This is a genomic window from Pseudanabaena sp. BC1403, from assembly GCF_002914585.1.
GTDB lineage: Bacteria > Cyanobacteriota > Cyanobacteriia > Pseudanabaenales > Pseudanabaenaceae > Pseudanabaena.
Genome location: NZ_PDDM01000012.1, coordinates 97,298 through 114,527 on the forward strand (window position 1 = coordinate 97,298; position 17,230 = coordinate 114,527).

Here is a 17,230-nt window from a genome sequence, read left to right on the forward strand (position 1 = left end):
GACGCTTTGCAGCGCCTTGTAAAAATTCTTCGTTATTGTTTACTTTAAAGAAAGTTAGCGTAAATTGCGATCGCGAAATCCAGATTTTTGTTTAAACCTATAAAGAACCACTTTTTTGTGGTGCGGCTTCGCCAAAAAAAATTGGTTCTTTGTTTTACTGCTAGTTCAGTTTATGATCACTTTTTCAGAGTTTTAATAAAAATTTTAATAATTTCAAAAGTTTTCAAAAGTTATGTCCAAAATTGCTCAAGAAGTTTTAGCAGCAATCAAAGCAGGGATTTCTTTAAATAAGAAAGATTTGTATCAGATCAATCTCAGTGGATGCGATCTCCAAAAAGCTGATCTGCAAGAAGCAACTCTGATCCGCGCTAATCTAAGTTTGGCAAATTTAAGCGAAGCCAATCTCAGTGGAGCCGATCTGCGTAGCTCTGATCTTCGTAAAGCCATCCTCCAAAAAGCCGATCTCCAAGGAGCTTATTTATATCGTGTCGATCTCAGTGGAGCAGATCTCAGTGAAGCAAATCTGACCGATGCAAAGTTGCAAGGAGCAAGGTATGACAGTAAGACAATTTTTCCTGAGAAATTCGCTTATAAATCCTCAGGTGCGATCGGGCCAAGCGCAAGTTTAAATGGTGCACCACTTAATACAGGTAATCTCAAAAATGCGGATTTGCAAAATGCAAATTTGATGGGTGCGTATCTTGGTGGCGCTGATCTGACTGGGGCAAATTTAGCAGGGGTGCGATTGGTTCAAGCTGATTTGCGAAAGGCTATTTTGACAGGCGCTTATTTGCAAAAAGCCAGATTGAATGGAGCAAATTTAGCGGGGGTTGATCTTCGCGCTGCCGATCTAACTGATGCTGAATTTGAAAGATTTGAAAGTATTGCGGGGGCAGATTTTACCAATGTTCAAGGACTCACTGATGAGATGCGATCGCGGCTTCTCAGTCATCCTCAACAAGAATTAGAGACTCTCAATCAATTTACACTTAAGACTACATTAGATAGCTTAATTAGATAGCTTAAACAGATCTTAAGCGAATAAAAATAGAGAGGTCGAATCGACCTCTCTATTTTTTATTCGCTTTCAAATATCAGCCAAATATTCCTTTGACATCCAAGGCGAACAAGTTTAACCTTATAAATTAGGTGAAGTATGAGGTTAATGTTTTAGGATGTTTAAGGTAAAAAGTTCTTCCGTCAGTGTATCTTGCCTGTCTTTTTTAACAGCTTTGTCCCTGTCGTCAAATCTGGCTCATGCAGAAACAACGACATCTTCAGTAAGTGTTGACCCTTATAAGGCTATTCAACTATCCCCTTCAACTACCCAAGCCCAAAACGTCACCTCAGTATCACAACTTAGTGATGTGAAACCAACCGACTGGGCTTTCACCGCTTTGCAATCTCTCGTTGAGCGCTATGGCTGTATTGCAGGATATCCAGATAGCACCTTTCGCGGCAAGCAAGCTACTAGCCGCTATGAATTTGCCGCAGGTTTGAATGCTTGCCTTGACAAAATTAATGAAATCATCTCCGCTGGACTAGCTGACAAAGTTAGCAAAGAAGACTTAGCAACTCTGCAAAAGCTACAGGAAGAATTTGCTGCTGAACTTGCTACTTTGCGTGGTCGTGTTGATGCCCTTGATGCTAAAACTGCCAAGCTAGAAGCACAACAGTTTTCTACCACGACAAAACTCACTGGCGAAGTCATCTTCTCGGCAACCGCAGGTAGTGGTGGACCAAACGACGCTAGATCCAACGTTACATTAGGCAATCGTACTCGCCTTGTCCTCAATACCAGCTTTACTGGTAAAGATGCCCTCAGAACTCGCTTGGAAGCAGGCAACAACCTTGCTGCTGCTAGTAGCTCAACCAGTCTTGCTGGTCTGTTAGGAACGAACTCAGTCAGAATTGGACCTGGCGCTTCTACCACAGACAACTCTTTTGCACTTAGCCTTCTTGATTATAAATTCCCTATCTTTGACAATAAAGTAACTCTCTACGTTGCCCCAATCAGCTTCCCTGATGAGTTCTTCACCGTACTTTCACCTGTAGCTAGCAATGGTCAAGGTTCAATTTCTCGCTTCGGTCGCTTTGATCCCCTAATGCGAATTGCTGGTACATCTTCGCTATTTGCCTTTGATTGGAAGGTTTCCGATCAATTCAAAATTCAAGCAGGTTACGGTGCATCCAATGCAGCTTCACCTTCACCTGGTGGACAGGGTGGTTTGTTTGGTGGATCAACCATTGCTCTAGTTCAGCTTTTATTCAAACCTGCTGAAAATCTTGATGCTTCTGTTACCTATGCAAATACTTACCATCAGTTTGGAAGTACTGGTACTAGTTCTTTAGGTACTGGATTGACTAGCACAGAATCTATTACTACTAATGGTACTACTGCTGTAAATGGTTCAACCAGAGCTAACTCGATCGCAGGTAATTTAGCTTGGAAAATCACTCCAAAAATCTCTTTCCATACTTGGGGAACCGTGATTTTTGCTGATGCAGTTAACACTTCCGCTTCAACTACCTTCACCAGTTGGATTGCAGGTTTAACCTTCAATGACTTGTTTAGCGAAGGAAGTGCCGCAAGTATTCTATTCGGTCAGCCAATCAAACGAAGTTCTGTTGGAGGTGCTGCTTTGATTGGCACATCTAATGGTAGAGCTATTGACTCGACTCCTTATCACTTAGAGCTTTTCTACCGCTATCGAATCAGCAAAAATATCAGTATTACTCCTGGTGTTTTTTGGGTGTTTAATCCTGAAGGTGCTAGTGGTAACCCAACTGCAACTGTTGGTGTAATTCGCACAACGTTCACGTTCTAATAAATTTAAAGGCACTCTAAGCGTGCCTTTAATATAGCAATCCCAAATAATTTATGAGTGTGCGTCTCAAAGGGGCGCACACTCATAAATTATTTGATCTCACAAATAAATAAGGATTACTATATTTATTGTGATAATTTGATTAAAACTTTGATGGAGTAATCAGCTATGACCACGATCGCAAGCCAAGACCAAAACCTTGCTACGGTAATGAAAAATGATGGTGTTGCCAAAGCTAATACCCATGACAGTATCAATCGTATTTTTAATCGTTTAGAAGATATCAAAAAAGAGATGGGGGAACCATCTTGGTCAGTGCGGCTCATTTATACCGACATGATGAGCGCGGTTATGATTTGTCAAAAACCTGGTGAAAGCAATCGTACTCACTATCATGCTAACGAGGATGAGTGGTGGGTAGTAATGGAAGGTGAACTAGAGTGGGATGTGGATGGACATGGAGCTTATCGCGCTACTAAGGATGACATCATTTTTGTGCCTCGCAAGGTGATCCATAATATTCGTGTTATTGGCGATAAACCCTCGATTCGTTTGGCAATTGGGAAACCTGATGTAAATCATATTTTTGTTGAAGATCACGTTTTTGGTGACAGCTAAATAAGCAATGAAGTGCCGCGTTACACGCGGCACTTCATTGCTCAAAAAACATTTAAATTAGTAAATTCAGTTTATGACCAAACCCCATGAATTTCCCCATGACTTTAAGGGAAAAGTCGCAATTGTTACTGGGGCGAGTAGTGGCATCGGTCAGGCGGTGGCTGAGGCGATCGCTAATTACGGGGCACATACTGTATTCATCTCACGCAGTGGCGCAGAGGGGATCGCTTCAGAACTAAATGCAGCAGGTAAATCGGCATTGTCACTACCTTGTGATGTTTCTGATGAAGCTCAAGTCAAAGATGCGATCGCCACTGTTTCTCAGAGATATGGACAGATCGATATTTTAATTAACAATGCCGCGATTAACCAAATTGCCAAGATTGAGGATATTTCCCTTGAGGATTGGAACAAAGTCATGGCTACAAATCTCACTAGCCAGTTTCTCTGTTGTAAACATGTAGTCCCGATCATGAAGCAGCAACGGAGTGGGAAAATCGTTAATGTCTCCTCGATCGCAGGACATTTTCGGAGTAAATTGTCAGGCATTCATTACGTGGCATCCAAAGCTGGTTCGATCGGCTTTACGAGGCAACTAGCTTACGAGCTCGCCTCTTTTCAAATCAATGTCAATGCTATTTGTCCCAGCCAAACCTACACACCGATGCTAGCGGCAACTTTGCCACCAGAAGCTGAACAAAAGTTAATTGACTCAATTCCTTTAGGCAGGATCGCCTCAATGGAAGAACAAGTTAATGTAATTCTATTTCTAGCTTCGCAACTATCTAGCTATATGACGGGTGCGATTGTTGATGTAAATGGGGGACAGTTATAAAATGCAGGGATTAAGATCTTCGACTTTTTCTCTACCATCTAAAATCTTTGTGCCTGTTATTAAAAAAATCAGGAATCTGTAGATGCGCACTTTATCTTTATACTTGCCTGTTTAACCAATATCCTAATATTCCCTTCTCATCTTTCACAATTATTTCTTATGGTTGAAATTTTATGTTCACGTTAGAAAACCCTCTCGTCTTGCTCTACGTGAGGTTAATTGGATGGACTCTCTTGGGATATGTTCTAGGAAAAATCCTGCCCAAGATTTTCACTACTTATCTTGGTAAAGCTCTGCTATTTGTGGGAGTTCCCATCAGCATTGTGTCTTTCCTGCGTCAAGCTGATCTATCGGGATGGATTATGATTGCTCCGACTACAGCTTGGGTTGCGATTTTAGTAGGTGCAGGACTGGCATGGATTTGGATCGATCTTGGTGTAAGTGATGAAAGATTTAGTAAGTTGTCAAAAGGGATTACGGCTAGAGAAAAAAATCTTGAAACCAATCCCAGCATGGAAGCAACTTTAGAGCATGAAAGTGCATGGACAGGTGCAACCCAAGGCAGTTTCTTACTTGCTATGACCTTAGGCAATACTGCTTTTATGGGGTATCCTGTCAGCCTTGCCCTAGTCGGACCACAATATTTTGCTTGGTCGCTATTTTACGATCTGATCGGCTCTACGATCGCTGCCTATTCCGTCGGGATCGCTCTTGCTAGTCGTTACGGCAGCATGTCTAGCGGGCAAAAGAAGCCAAATCCATTTGTATCAATGGCTAAGACTCCAGCATTATGGAGTTTGCCGATTGGCGTAGGGATGCGATTTATCCCTTTACCCGTGGTAATTACAGCTGGAATGAGTACGATCGCATGGACAACTGTAACTTTGTCATTGGTGATGATTGGGATGCAGTTAAGTCAGTTAAAAACCCTACGTAATGTCAAAAAAGCGCTTACTTGTCTATCGATTAAGATGCTGCTTACTCCACTTGTAGTTGGTACAGGACTAATGTTCTTTGGTGTGACAGGAGAACCACGTATGGCTATGGTTTTACAAATGGCAATGCCACCAGCCTTTTCGACGCTTGTAATTGCCCAAGCCTATAATCTGGATCGCGATTTAACAGTTACGACCTTAGCTTTTGGTGTAGTTCTTTTACTATTCACGATACCTATTTGGCTATGGCTATTTTCTTAGAATCTATTTGCAACTTAAGTTAAGTCTATTTTTATATAAGCCCAAAACAAAAAAACTATTAATTTAACCTAATCTTTGTATGAAAATTATTTGAATATATCAGCCATAGTTATGTAGACTTACTTAGAAATTATTGTCAGAATTGATAAATTCAACCTAGGAAGCAATGAAAATATGTCCAAACTACTGATCAGTACTTCTTCTTTTGATGTAAAAAGCAATCAGGTATTGCAGAATCTCCAAGCTCAAGGCTTTGAAATTGTTTTAAATCCCTATGGTAGAAAACTCAAAGAACCAGAAGTTTTGGAGCTTCTCAGTAATGATATTGTTGGGATGATTGCTGGAGTTGAGCCGCTGACTCGGAATGTTTTAACCGCAACTAAGTCTCTCAAGGTAATTTCGCGATGTGGTATTGGAACTGATAGTGTTGATTTGGAGGCGGCTGAAGAACTGGGCGTTTCAGTGCATATTACCCCTACCGCCCCTGTAATTGCTGTAGCAGAGTTGACAGTGAGTCTGATCCTTTCTCTGTTGAGGCGCACCTCAGAAGCCGATCGCACTTTGCGCGAAGGAAAGTGGAATCCTTTGATGGGCAGACTACTTGCCTCACAAGTAGTGGGATTGTTGGGCTATGGAAGAGTTGGTAATCGGGTAGGACAGATTTTGAAGGCTTTTGGGGCAAAAAGAGTTGCCTATGACATTTTTCGTGATGATTCGCTATTCGCGGATACAGTTTGTATCTCATCTTTAGATGAATTTATCGCACGTTCCAATGTAATCACACTCCATATTCCCTACAACAAAGATAATCATCATTTAGTTGATCGCGACTTTATCAATAAGATGCAAGCAGGAAGTATTTTAATCAATACTTCTAGAGGTGGGCTGATTGATGAGCAAGCATTGTACGACGCGCTAGTCTCTGGGCATTTGGCAGGTGCAGCCCTTGATGTGTTTGAAGAAGAGCCATATTCTGGTCAACTTCGCACCTTGCCTCAGGTCATTTTGACACCCCATATGGGTTCTTACGCTAAGGAAGCCAGAATCCAGATGGAGCAAGAAGCTGCACAAAATCTATTTGATAGCCTTGTAAATTTAGGCCTAGCCAAGTGAACCAAAAACAGGGCAAAAAGCATGACTAGAGACAGTGCTAAGAAATATGATGCGATCGTGTTTGATTTTGACGGAGTCCTAGTTGAGTCAGTGGATGTTAAAACTCAAGCTTTTGGGGCTTTGTATGCCGAATATGGCGATCGCATTGTGGAGCAGGTGAAAGCCTATCATCTGATTCATGGAGGGGTATCGCGATTTGACAAGTTTCGTTACTACCATGAAGTTTTGCTTGGCAAAGACTTGACTAAAGATGAGGAGGCGAGACTAGGCAATCTATTCTCGCAATATGTTGAAGATGCAGTGGTAGATGCGGTTTATGTGTCAGGAGCCTATGAGCTTTTAGAACGAAATTATCAGTCCACACCACTATTTGTGGCTTCGGGAACTCCCGATCAAGAGCTAAAACGCATTGTCTCACGGCGAAATATGGCGCATTATTTTGTGTCTGTTCATGGTTCCCCAGCCAAAAAGGGAGACATTATCCAAGATATTTTGTCGAAATATGATTTTGATCCCGATCGCGTATTGATGGTTGGCGATGCGATCGCTGATTATGAAGGTGCGATCGCTGCGGGTGTAAAATTTGTAGGCAGGGTAATGCAATATCCTGAGACTTATCCCTTCCCAGCAGGAACAACAGTTCTGCCAGACATAGTTGAACTCGTCATATAGGAGACAAGGTGTGCGCCGCTTTGCGATGTACACCTTGTCTCCTAAAGGTTCCAGTTTTGCTTTATTTCTTAATCTTAAAAATCTATGCGTCGTCGTCAGTTTAATCAGTTATCTCTATCTTTAGCAGGTTTGGGTTTGGCAGCCTGTAGTGATTCCACCGTCTTAAATTATCGGGCTCCCGAAAAAAGTTCCAAGTTTCGGGTTTGGTGGATTCAAAGCTTCTATCCTGCGGAAACAGAGGCACTTTCACAAATTGTGGCGGACTGGGAAAAAAAGAATAATACGAAGGTGGAAATCACTTTCTATAATGATGGATCGGTGAATCGTGATGCTGAAAATGCTCTTAATAACGGCAATCCTCCAGATATCTTATTTAGTAATACCGCTGAGTTTGCCCTCTATCCGAAACTAGCTTGGCAAAATAAATTAATAGATGTTACTGATGTTGTAGAACCTGTTAAAAATTTATTTAGCCCGATCGCCCTCAAAGCTGTCGCTTATAAAAACAGACAAAATCCTAATCCTGCTTACTATGCCGTCCCAATTGCTCAACTAGCTGCTGGTCTGCATTATTGGCGAGATATGCTTGCAGAGGTAGGGATGAGTGACACCAGTATTCCTAAGGATTGGAATGGATTTTGGGCATTTTGGGAAACGGCTCAAGACCGCGCTACGAATAGAGGCAAAAAAGATATCTATGGAATCGGTTTACCAATGTCTACCGAAGCTACAGATGTAATCTTCATGTTTGAGCAATTCCTCACAGCTTATGGAGTACAGCTACTAGATGAGAATGGGCAACTAAAAGTTGATAATCCCCAAAATCGCCAAGGTATTATCGCCGCATTAACAAAATATGCTGGCTTCTACCAGAGTAAGCATGTACCTCCTAATGCTTTGCAATGGACAGATGCGGACAACAATCAGGTGTTTCTTAGCCGCAATTCATTCATGACCGCAAATCCAGGATTGTCTATTCCCGCATCTCAGCAGTTTGATCAAGAGGTCTACAACAAAAAATTAGTGACAACAGAATGGCCACTAGCTCCAGATGGCAAGACTCTTAGCAATTTGGTAGCGGTAAAACAGGCGATTATATTTGCTACTCCAAACGTTAAGGAAACCAAAGAAGATGTTGCTAAGGAACAAGCAAGGCAAGTTCTGGCTAAAAGTTTGTTGTCCCACATTATCCGACCTGATAATTTGCTTACCTATTTGAAAGGAGCAGGAGGACGATATTTCCCAACTATGCCAAAATTATTAGAAGATCCTTATTATAAAGATTCTAAAGACCCACATATTTTGGTGGCAACTAAGCAATTTCAAAATACAAGTTCTTTTTATACAGCCCAGAATCCTGCTTATTCAGAAGTGGGCGCTAATAAAATATGGGGACAGGCGATCAAGTCAGTGGCTTCAGGCAAAAATTCACCTGAACAAGCTGCCGATGCTGCGATCGCCCAAATCAAGGCTATTTTCACTGAGTGGAAATAGTAGTAGTATCGATGGGTAGAGGCATACTCATAGTGAAATCTCAGCATCGTTGTTAGTTAAGTGAGTATAGAAGATGAACAACCTATTTAAGAAACGCCTGCTGTTGCAACTTGTGGCATATTTTTCGGTTCTGTCGATTGTCACAGTTTTAGTGGTCGCTGTAAGTGCGAATACTCGCAGTCGTGACGCTCTTAGAAAATCGGTAATTGACCGATTAGCAGTTGCGACATCACTAAAAGAAGCGCAGGTGAATCAATGGGTTGATAACCAACGTCGCGATGTAATTTTGATGACGCAGTTGCCAGATTTGATCTTCAATTCTGAAATAACTTTTACGAAAGATCGCGAATCTCCAGAATTTAAAGCGGCTGTTGACTCTCTGCAAAAGTTTATGGCGGATATATCCGCAGTAAAAGCAAATATTCGACAGATTTCGATTTTGACCAATAACGGCATTACGATTGTTTCCACAGATAAACAAAAAGAAGGAAAATACCAACCGCTCGGAAATACCACTACATACTTTACTCGCGACCAATCACGGATCATTGTCCCTAATTTCTATATCTCGCCAATCTCTGGTAAGGCGGCGATGACTTTTGCTGCTCCTTTAACTAATAAAGCTGGCGATCGCATTGGGGTAGTAGCGGTTGATCTAGATCTCCAAGGGGTAGATGACATCATTCGTGAACGTACTGGACTAGGTAATAGTGGCGAAACCTACTTAGTGGGAAGATTAGCTACGAAGAATGTCCTGATTTCAGGAACGGGAGCCGACAAACAGGATCTCGCCAAAGATATTAAAAGTGATGGTATTTCTGCTGCGGCTTTAGGAAAAGATGGGGAAGGGCTATATAAAAACTATAAAACTATACCTGTATTAGGAAGTTATATTTGGATTGACAACCTTAATTTGGCGTTACTTGCGGAGATATCGCAGGCAGAAGCTTTTGAACCCGCCGATCGCCTTGGTCGTGATATTTTGCTAATCGGGTTAAGCTCCGCAGGTATTTTATTAACGGCAGTGTACTTGATTGCCAGACGGATTTCTCAGCCAATTTTGGCGATCGCTGATGCGGCAAACCAAGTTGCTGGCGGTAATCTTGATTCACAAGCACCCGTCCTTACAGAAGATGAAATCGGGATTTTGGCGATCGCTTTTAATCAAATGACATCACAACTTAAAAATTCAGGGGAACAGTTAGCCGATTACAGTCGTACATTGGAGCAGAAAGTCGAACAGCGTACCAGTGAGATCAAGGCAATTATTGATAACATGGTGGATGGCTTGGTGGTAGTTAATGCTGAAGATCAGATTACTCAGTTTAATCCAGCACTTGCAGGCATGATTGGGATTAGTAGTAAAGCGATCTCTATGGCAACGAGTTATAAAGAAATATTTAAAGTAGAGCAAATCACTAATCTCGTTACAAGTACCAGAGAGAATCCAAAACAAGTTTTTAGCGAAGAGTTTGCCCTGCCTGATCGCCGTACTGGGAAAGCAGTTGCAACTTCGATCTTTGGAGAAGCAAATATTTCGGGGGATCCGCAATTAGAAGTAGATTATTTAGGCACTGTGATTCTGATTCGCGATATTACATCTGAGAAAGAAGTGGATCGGATGAAGACAGACTTCATCTCAACCGTATCTCACGAATTAAGAACGCCGCTTACCTCGGTATTAGGCTTTGCAAAATTAATTCAGAAAAAGCTAGAAGAATCTATACTTCCAATGATTCAAACCGATGACAAGAAAGTGAATCGCAGTGTGCGCCAAGTTACCGAAAATCTTGAAATCATTATCTCTGAGGGGACACGCCTCACCAAGCTAATTAACGAAGTCCTAGATGTTGCCAAAATAGAAGCTGGTAAAATGCAATGGAATATGGAACCTTTGGCAATTACCGAAGTAATTGACCGAGCCTTTTCGGCAACTTCTGCGCTCTTTGAGCAGAAAGCATTAACACCAGTAAGAGAAATTGAAGCAGATTTACCCGATATCCTTGGTGATAAAGATCGCTTGATTCAAGTCGTAATCAACTTAATTTCCAACGCTGTGAAGTTTACGGATCGGGGAAGCATCACTTGTCGGGTTAAGCTAGATGATCAATCAATTATGGTCAGTGTCATCGATCAAGGTGTTGGTATTTCTGAATCCGATCAGCCCAAGGTATTTGAGAAGTTCAAGCAAGTTGGTGATACTTTGACCGATAAGCCTCAAGGCACAGGGCTAGGGCTACCCATTTCCAAAGAAATTATCGCGTATCATGGTGGGAAGATTTGGGTAGAGAGTGAAATTGGTAAGGGTAGTACATTCTCCTTTACAATTCCAATTAACATAGAAAATGAGATTCCTTCAATTAATTTTGACATTTTGATTGAGCAACTCAAGAAAAGGGCAGTTTCAGAAAGTTCATCTCAAACTGATAACCAGAACGCAATCGACACACCCAAAAATATTCTAGTCATTGACGATGATGCGAGTATTCGTAACTTACTTAGACAAGAGTTGGAAGCTAAAGGATATACTGTTCGTGAAGCAGGAAATGGACAAGAGGCGATTACCCAAGTGCGCGAAAGTCGCCCTGATCTGATCACTCTTGATATCATCATGGATGGAATTAGTGGCTATGATGTGGCAGCAATTCTCAGATCTGATCCTGCGACCTTAGACATTCCCATTATTATTGTCTCTGTAATAGATGATAAAAACAAAGGTCGTCATCTAGGTATTGATAGTTATGTGACTAAGCCCCTAGACATGGTGCTATTGCTGAGAGAAGTTGATATTCTTCTATCTAGCAAGGCATCTATGGGCAAAAAGATTTTGGTGGTTGACGACAATTTTGGTTCTATCGATCTATTGATGGAAATGTTGCAAAACCAAGGCTTTTTACCTTCTAAAATCAATCCTCAAGATGATTTGCAAGCCAGTGCGATCGCATCTCAGCCAGATGTAATCATCGCTAGTACAAAGCTAGCGGATCAAGTGCAATCTCTCCGTGCTGAGCAAGGTATGGAACATATTCGCTTTTTATTAATTGCCGACCAATAGAAAAGGGGTGCTTTGTTCCCCTTTTTCTAAAAGTAGGGGCAGTTCATGAACTGCCCCTACTTTTGTTTAATGTAAGAAATGGCGAACGCCTGTAAATACCATAATTAGACCAAGTTCATCAGCTGCCTTGATAGAATCAGCATCACGCATACTTCCGCCTGGTTGCACGATCGCAATAATTCCTGCGGCTGCCGCAGTCCGCACAGAGTCATCGAAGGGGAAAAAACCATCACTAGCTAAGAATGCATCTTTCACACTTTCGCCTGCTTGCTCGATCGCAATTTTGATTGAGCCAACTCGATTCATTTGACCAGCGCCAATGCCAATTGTGGTGCAATCTTTAGTAATAGCGATCGCATTAGACTTGACATGACGACTAATTTTCCAAGCAAAAATTAACTCTTGCAACTGCTCAGGCGTTGGCTGCTTTTGGGTAACCACTTGCCATGTATTCGGGTTTACAGCTTCATCATCGGACTTCTGGACTAACATCCCTCCAGAGATCGTCTTCACTGTCTCATGGGAACCATGCTTGAGATCAGATAGAACTAGCACCCGCAAGTTTTGTTTTTTACCGAGAATTGCAGCAACACTAGGTACGCAGGCAGGAGCAACGACGCATTCTAAAAAGGTTTTATTTAAAAGCAGCGCAGTTTCTTCGTCAATCGGACGGTTGAGGGCGACAATACCCCCGAAAGCAGAAGTAGAATCCGCTTCAAAAGCTTTTTGATAGGCTTCGGCAATAGTAGGTGCGATCGCAACTCCACAGGGGTTGTTGTGCTTAATGATCACCGCACAGGGGAGGTCGTCACTAAATTCAGCGATAATGCTCCGAGCTGCTTCAAGATCGAGCAAGTTATTGAAACTGAGTTCTTTACCTTGCAATTGTTGCGCCGCTGACCACCCTTTGGGCGTTGCGCCAACTTGATACCATGTGGCGGGTTGATGGGGATTTTCGCCGTAACGTAAAGGTTTAGGATTATTACATAGCAAAGTATAGGAAGAAGAGATCGCATTGGGTAAACCTTGTGCTGCTTTCTGTTCTTTTTCTAGGTAATCTGCGATCGCTTTATCGTAGGACTGTGTATGTTGAAAAGCTGCGATCGCTAGTTTTTTGCGAAATTCTAAGGTCGTTTCTCCATTATTTGCTTTTAGCTCATCCAGAAATTCTGGATATTGGCTAGGACTGGACAATACAGCAACATGATTATAATTCTTTGCCGAGGCGCGAATCAGAGTTGGACCCCCAATATCAATATTCTCGATCGCATCTTCGAGGGTGACGTTAGGTTTAGCGATCGTTTCCGTAAATGGATAGAGGTTAACTACTACAATCCGAATTGGTTGAATCTCGTTGTCTGCTAGGTCTTGTTGATGCTCTGGGAGATCCAGTCTTGCCAGAATGCCTCCATGAATGCGCGGATGCAGGGTCTTCACTCGTCCACCTAAAATCTCAGGTGCGCCTGTATAGTCGGAAACCTTGGTAACTTCAAGCTCAGCCGCTTTGAGTGCCTTGGCAGTTCCACCACTACTAATTAGTTGAAAGTTATAGGTGGTCGATAGTTCACGGGCAAGGTCGAGTAGTCCTGTTTTGTCAGAAACACTCAAAAGCGCAAGGGGTTTCATAAAAAGCTCCATATTCGTTATAGGAGTTCGTCAACACTTTGCGTTGACGAACTCCTATGCTATTTTATCGCATTATTAAAACCAAAAAATGTTTGGGCGGGCGAAGCCCACCCAAACATTTTTTGGTTTTAAGGAGTAATCACGATCGCTTCTTGATCTGGAGTCCATACAGGAAACTTTTGCATGACAAACTCAAACATTTCACTGGTTTCGTGCCACTTTAACCATTGTTGTAAATGTTGATAAGAGCTTGATTGAAACCAATCAATATCTACATAAGCAAGCTGTCTTACAAAAGGGAAAATCGCGATATCAACGAGGGTTTGTCGATCGCTAATTAAAAAATTATGAGTTTCATTAGTTAGCGATCGCTGCTGAAGTTGAAGTTCTAAAACTTGAAGAAATTCTTCCGCTTGCTGGCGATAATCTTCCTGCATTTTTTCAGGGAATCGGTTTGGGTACTTATAGCGATCGAGGGCAAGTTTAAACTCGCGATCATTGGTATCGATAAGCTGTTGTGCGATCGCTATAGAATGCTTTGGTAAATCTCTCCAGTTGAGTGGATCGTGCTGTTGCAGCGCCCAGTTCATAATATCGAGACTTTCTTCTAAAACAATAAAATCTTGCTTAGTAAAATCTTGATCAGCAAATATCTGCATTACTGGCGTTGTTCCCTTTGGCGAAATATTGAGCATTTCCTTCGGTTTGTTTTTTAAGGAAACTTCTCTCAGTTCGTAGCTAACACCAGCATAAGTAAGAGCCATTCTTGCGCGAATTGCATAGGGACACCGCCTGAAAGAATAGAGAATTGGAAGGTGCATATACCTATAACAAGAAAAATGATTAGCATAAGTAACTAAGCATAATTAAAAGAACAGTGCCAAGATCTGTAACATCCGCGTAGTGGGCGGCAAAGATCTTGGGGTTTTGTATTTAATTTTGCGTAGCTACTTATGTTATTACTTACAGTGCTTTATGCTCAAACAAGAACCAATAAAATTTTTGAAAGTAAACATCTAGCACTGCTATTTCTTGACTGGTAAGGGAGTAGCTATCTCTTTTGGGGCTAGGTATAAAATCAGTGATTACAACGGATAGATTTTAATTGGGAGGAGTCGCATGAGTTCTTGTCCTAAGCGATAGGCTTGAGTATCATACATTGGTAGCTCGATCGCAGCAGGGAGACTTTGCATAAAGCGTCGAGCAATCTCTAGATCGCAACCTGAAATATTTTTTAGCTTATTTCCAGCATCAAGTAACACACTGGAATTGAGAGGTGGCTTGGCGCGTAACTGCCAACGTTTTGGCAAATGGAGATTGCCCAACTCGATGCGCCTTAGTCCTGAGATAGAAGCTAATAGCGTCAGTCGATCGCCTACTTTCATTACCTCATCATCAGAAGGCATATGAAACTCATGATGTCCATCTGCTTTCGATGCGCTAGTCTTGAGATAAACTGGCACAACGGTATAGCCATAGGCGATTTGCGAGAGATTTTTGCCGATCAATGTATCATTCTCGGCAATGACATATTCAGCAACTAAGACGGTGCGCTGATTGAGTCGAAACAGACTTAACATATTCTCGCCAAAGGCTGCTCCTGCAAAGGCTTCAGCAGAAAGAGCATAGGCACAGAAAGATTGAGAACTTGGCAAAAGTTCCGCTAAGTTTTCGCTGAAGTAGCGATCGTAAGTACGAATCGCAAGGTTCATCTGTCGATTGATTTTCTTGGATGCATCTCGCGCTAGTAAAGCCGCTTCGAGATTGAGCATTTGATCGTCGGTAACGGAGAGAATACTTTTTGCCTTTGCCAGATTGGTTTTCGATAATTCTTCGATGATATTGCCAGTGAACCAAGGCACTTTGTCCGCAAGATCGCAGTCGTGAGGATTCTCACTGACAATCACAAAGGGAATTTGCAGTTTGAATAGAAGATCAGCAATTCTCTGTCCAAGCCGACCAAACCCGATCAGGACAATATGATCGCGGGCGGGCAAAGGTAGCGATCGCTTAAAAAATTCAAACTTAGAACTGAGAATGCTATCGGCTATCAATCCGACTACACCTAAAACGAAGAGTAAGCTGATCAAAGTAATTGACAAGCAAAATATCACCACCCACAAAGGGACTTGGTCTTCACCTAGTCCACCAAAGACATCACCAAATCCACCTAGCAACAAAATCATGCTTGCAGAAATAGCCTTTTGCCATGAAATATTCGGCACATTCAAGAATAAGACTACTGAGCTAATGCCCCAAAGTGTAATTGCGGTAATAAGTCCCCATAGAATCAGGCGGCGCGATCGCACTGCTTGAAACCAAGCGACAAGCTGATGCCATTTTGACTTCCAAAAGACTGAACCAGTAACTTTTTGTAGTAGTTGGTCGATTTTCTGGAAATAGGAAAGACCCTTATGTAAAGGAGCCTCATTTAGTTCTGAATATTGTCGGCTGGTCGTGGAGAAATCATTTTCGACAAATTCAATGAAGGCTACTTTATCGCCAATTTGGACAATGGTATCAGGCTCCCATTGAAAGAATAGGCGCTCGGAATTAGGATCGGCAATACTCAAAAGCCGAGCATTTTTTTTGTGTAGCAGATACGCAGGTGTTCTCAAAAAACGATAGTCATCTGACTTTATAGAGCGTTCTACTACCCGTAATTTGCGATCGCCTAATTGAAATAGTCCTAATGTACCTTCGCCCAAGCCTGCTACCGCAAAGGCTGCGGCAGGAAGATCTACAGGATCTAGGGCTACGAAGTTTCCTAGTTGATCTTTTAGTAATTGATTAAGATTTTGGCGAGAGGAGCGCACGACAATATGCACATTGGGGTTGAGGCGACGAGCGGCGATCGCAGTTTCAATATTTACATTCTCGTTGCTTGTAACTAGCAAGATTCCTCGACAGCTATTGATTCCTGCTTTGATTAATACTTCTGAACGCCGACAATCTCCGACAATTATGGGTTGATCGAGCAATTCTGAGAAGCGATCGAATTCCATAATCTCAGGCTGAACTCGATCGATCGCACAAATTTTCACTTCATATTCGCGATAGGAAAATTTCTTTAAGTTAAATACAGAGTGCTGTCCGAGGCTGCCCAAGCCACAAACGATAAAGCGATCGCACAAGCTCTCATGATCTGAACTTAAATTTATAGTTGGCTTTTGTAGTTCTTTCTCTGCGCTGTTTCTCGATACTTGCTCTTGCTCGAACTCTATTTTCTCGATCCATTGTGGTAATGGCTGTCCAAACCAAAACGCATAAATTCGTGCTGTCTTATAATTTCGATCTTCAAAGTCGTAGCAACATTTTGCGATCGCATCTACTAACAATTGGCGATCGCCAAAATTTGTGGACTCTAGCAAGATATGTAATTCTTTGCGCTTTTGCCTGACTGTGACATTTACTTTGATTTCTAGGTCAAGTAAGCAAGTTTTGATGAGGGGTGCAAGCGATCGCATTCTTTATTCACTTTCTCAATCTAATAATTTCGTCAAAAGCTTAATCATAAACCATGAATATTAATAGAAGGTTATCTTAACTCGTTAGTAAGGGTTTCGGATCGTTGCTATTTGAACCTATATCGAAATGATGTGGTTTTGGAATTGTTCTGTTTTCTGCTGTGGCGGCTTCTAACCATGCAGTTTTAGCAAGAATTACTTCATTGAGTGCTTGCTGAGGAGTTTCTGCGATCGCTGAGCAATATTTCAAGTCAGGTATATCAGCAATATAGGCTTCGTCTGCTTCACTGTAGAAGATATTGATGTGATAGTCTTTCATGGTTATT

13 protein-coding genes are annotated in these 17,230 nt (G+C 41.9%); 9 read left to right on the forward strand and 4 right to left on the reverse strand.

What is annotated here, in order from left to right; all coding sequences use genetic code 11:
- Positions 1–232: 232 nt before the first annotated feature.
- From CQ839_RS12575 to CQ839_RS12615, 9 genes are all read left to right on the forward strand, one after another.
- The gene (locus tag CQ839_RS12575) at positions 233–1,021 is read left to right on the forward strand and encodes a pentapeptide repeat-containing protein (protein WP_103668623.1); all 789 of its coding nucleotides are present in this window, start codon (positions 233–235) and stop codon (positions 1,019–1,021) included.
- Between the two features lie 154 nt (positions 1,022–1,175).
- Positions 1,176–2,828, forward strand: a complete 1,653-nt coding sequence (locus CQ839_RS12580; RefSeq protein WP_103668624.1) for an iron uptake porin — start codon at positions 1,176–1,178, stop codon at positions 2,826–2,828.
- Between the two features lie 168 nt (positions 2,829–2,996).
- The gene (locus CQ839_RS12585) at positions 2,997–3,446 is read left to right on the forward strand and encodes a cupin domain-containing protein (protein WP_103668625.1); all 450 of its coding nucleotides are present in this window, start codon (positions 2,997–2,999) and stop codon (positions 3,444–3,446) included.
- A 73-nt stretch (positions 3,447–3,519) separates the two neighbouring features.
- Positions 3,520–4,281, forward strand: coding sequence for an SDR family NAD(P)-dependent oxidoreductase (locus tag CQ839_RS12590; protein ID WP_103668626.1), 762 nt, complete (start codon positions 3,520–3,522; stop codon positions 4,279–4,281).
- 173 nt (positions 4,282–4,454) lie between these two features.
- Positions 4,455–5,477, forward strand: coding sequence for an AEC family transporter (locus tag CQ839_RS12595; protein WP_103668627.1), 1,023 nt, complete (start codon positions 4,455–4,457; stop codon positions 5,475–5,477).
- A gap of 174 nt (positions 5,478–5,651) precedes the next feature.
- Positions 5,652–6,590 carry a phosphoglycerate dehydrogenase gene (locus tag CQ839_RS12600; protein ID WP_103668628.1) on the forward strand — a complete coding sequence of 313 codons (939 nt, stop codon included), beginning with the start codon at positions 5,652–5,654 and terminating at the stop codon, positions 6,588–6,590.
- A 21-nt stretch (positions 6,591–6,611) separates the two neighbouring features.
- Positions 6,612–7,262: an HAD family hydrolase gene (locus tag CQ839_RS12605; protein ID WP_103668629.1), complete on the forward strand. Its 651-nt coding sequence runs from the start codon at positions 6,612–6,614 to the stop codon at positions 7,260–7,262.
- 84 nt (positions 7,263–7,346) lie between these two features.
- Positions 7,347–8,756 carry an ABC transporter substrate-binding protein gene (locus tag CQ839_RS12610; protein WP_103668630.1) on the forward strand — a complete coding sequence of 470 codons (1,410 nt, stop codon included), beginning with the start codon at positions 7,347–7,349 and terminating at the stop codon, positions 8,754–8,756.
- Between the two features lie 73 nt (positions 8,757–8,829).
- Positions 8,830–11,811 carry an ATP-binding protein gene (locus CQ839_RS12615; RefSeq protein ID WP_103668631.1) on the forward strand — a complete coding sequence of 994 codons (2,982 nt, stop codon included), beginning with the start codon at positions 8,830–8,832 and terminating at the stop codon, positions 11,809–11,811.
- A 66-nt stretch (positions 11,812–11,877) separates the two neighbouring features.
- Here CQ839_RS12615 and purH read toward each other — a convergent pair whose 3' ends face one another.
- The 4 genes from purH to CQ839_RS12635 form a co-directional block, all read right to left on the reverse strand.
- Entirely contained in the window at positions 11,878–13,437 is a 1,560-nt protein-coding gene (gene purH, locus CQ839_RS12620) for a bifunctional phosphoribosylaminoimidazolecarboxamide formyltransferase/IMP cyclohydrolase (RefSeq protein ID WP_103668632.1), read from the reverse strand.
- Between the two features lie 128 nt (positions 13,438–13,565).
- Complete coding sequence (locus tag CQ839_RS12625) at positions 13,566–14,258, reverse strand: glutathione S-transferase (RefSeq protein ID WP_103668633.1); 693 nt, start codon at positions 14,256–14,258, stop codon at positions 13,566–13,568.
- Positions 14,259–14,522: 264 nt separating this feature from the next.
- Positions 14,523–16,904, reverse strand: a complete 2,382-nt coding sequence (locus CQ839_RS12630) for a TrkA family potassium uptake protein (protein WP_103668634.1) — start codon at positions 16,902–16,904, stop codon at positions 14,523–14,525.
- Between the two features lie 76 nt (positions 16,905–16,980).
- A complete protein-coding gene (locus CQ839_RS12635; protein ID WP_103668635.1) occupies positions 16,981–17,223 on the reverse strand; it encodes a type II toxin-antitoxin system HicB family antitoxin in 243 nt (80 codons plus the stop codon).
- Positions 17,224–17,230: the final 7 nt, after the last annotated feature.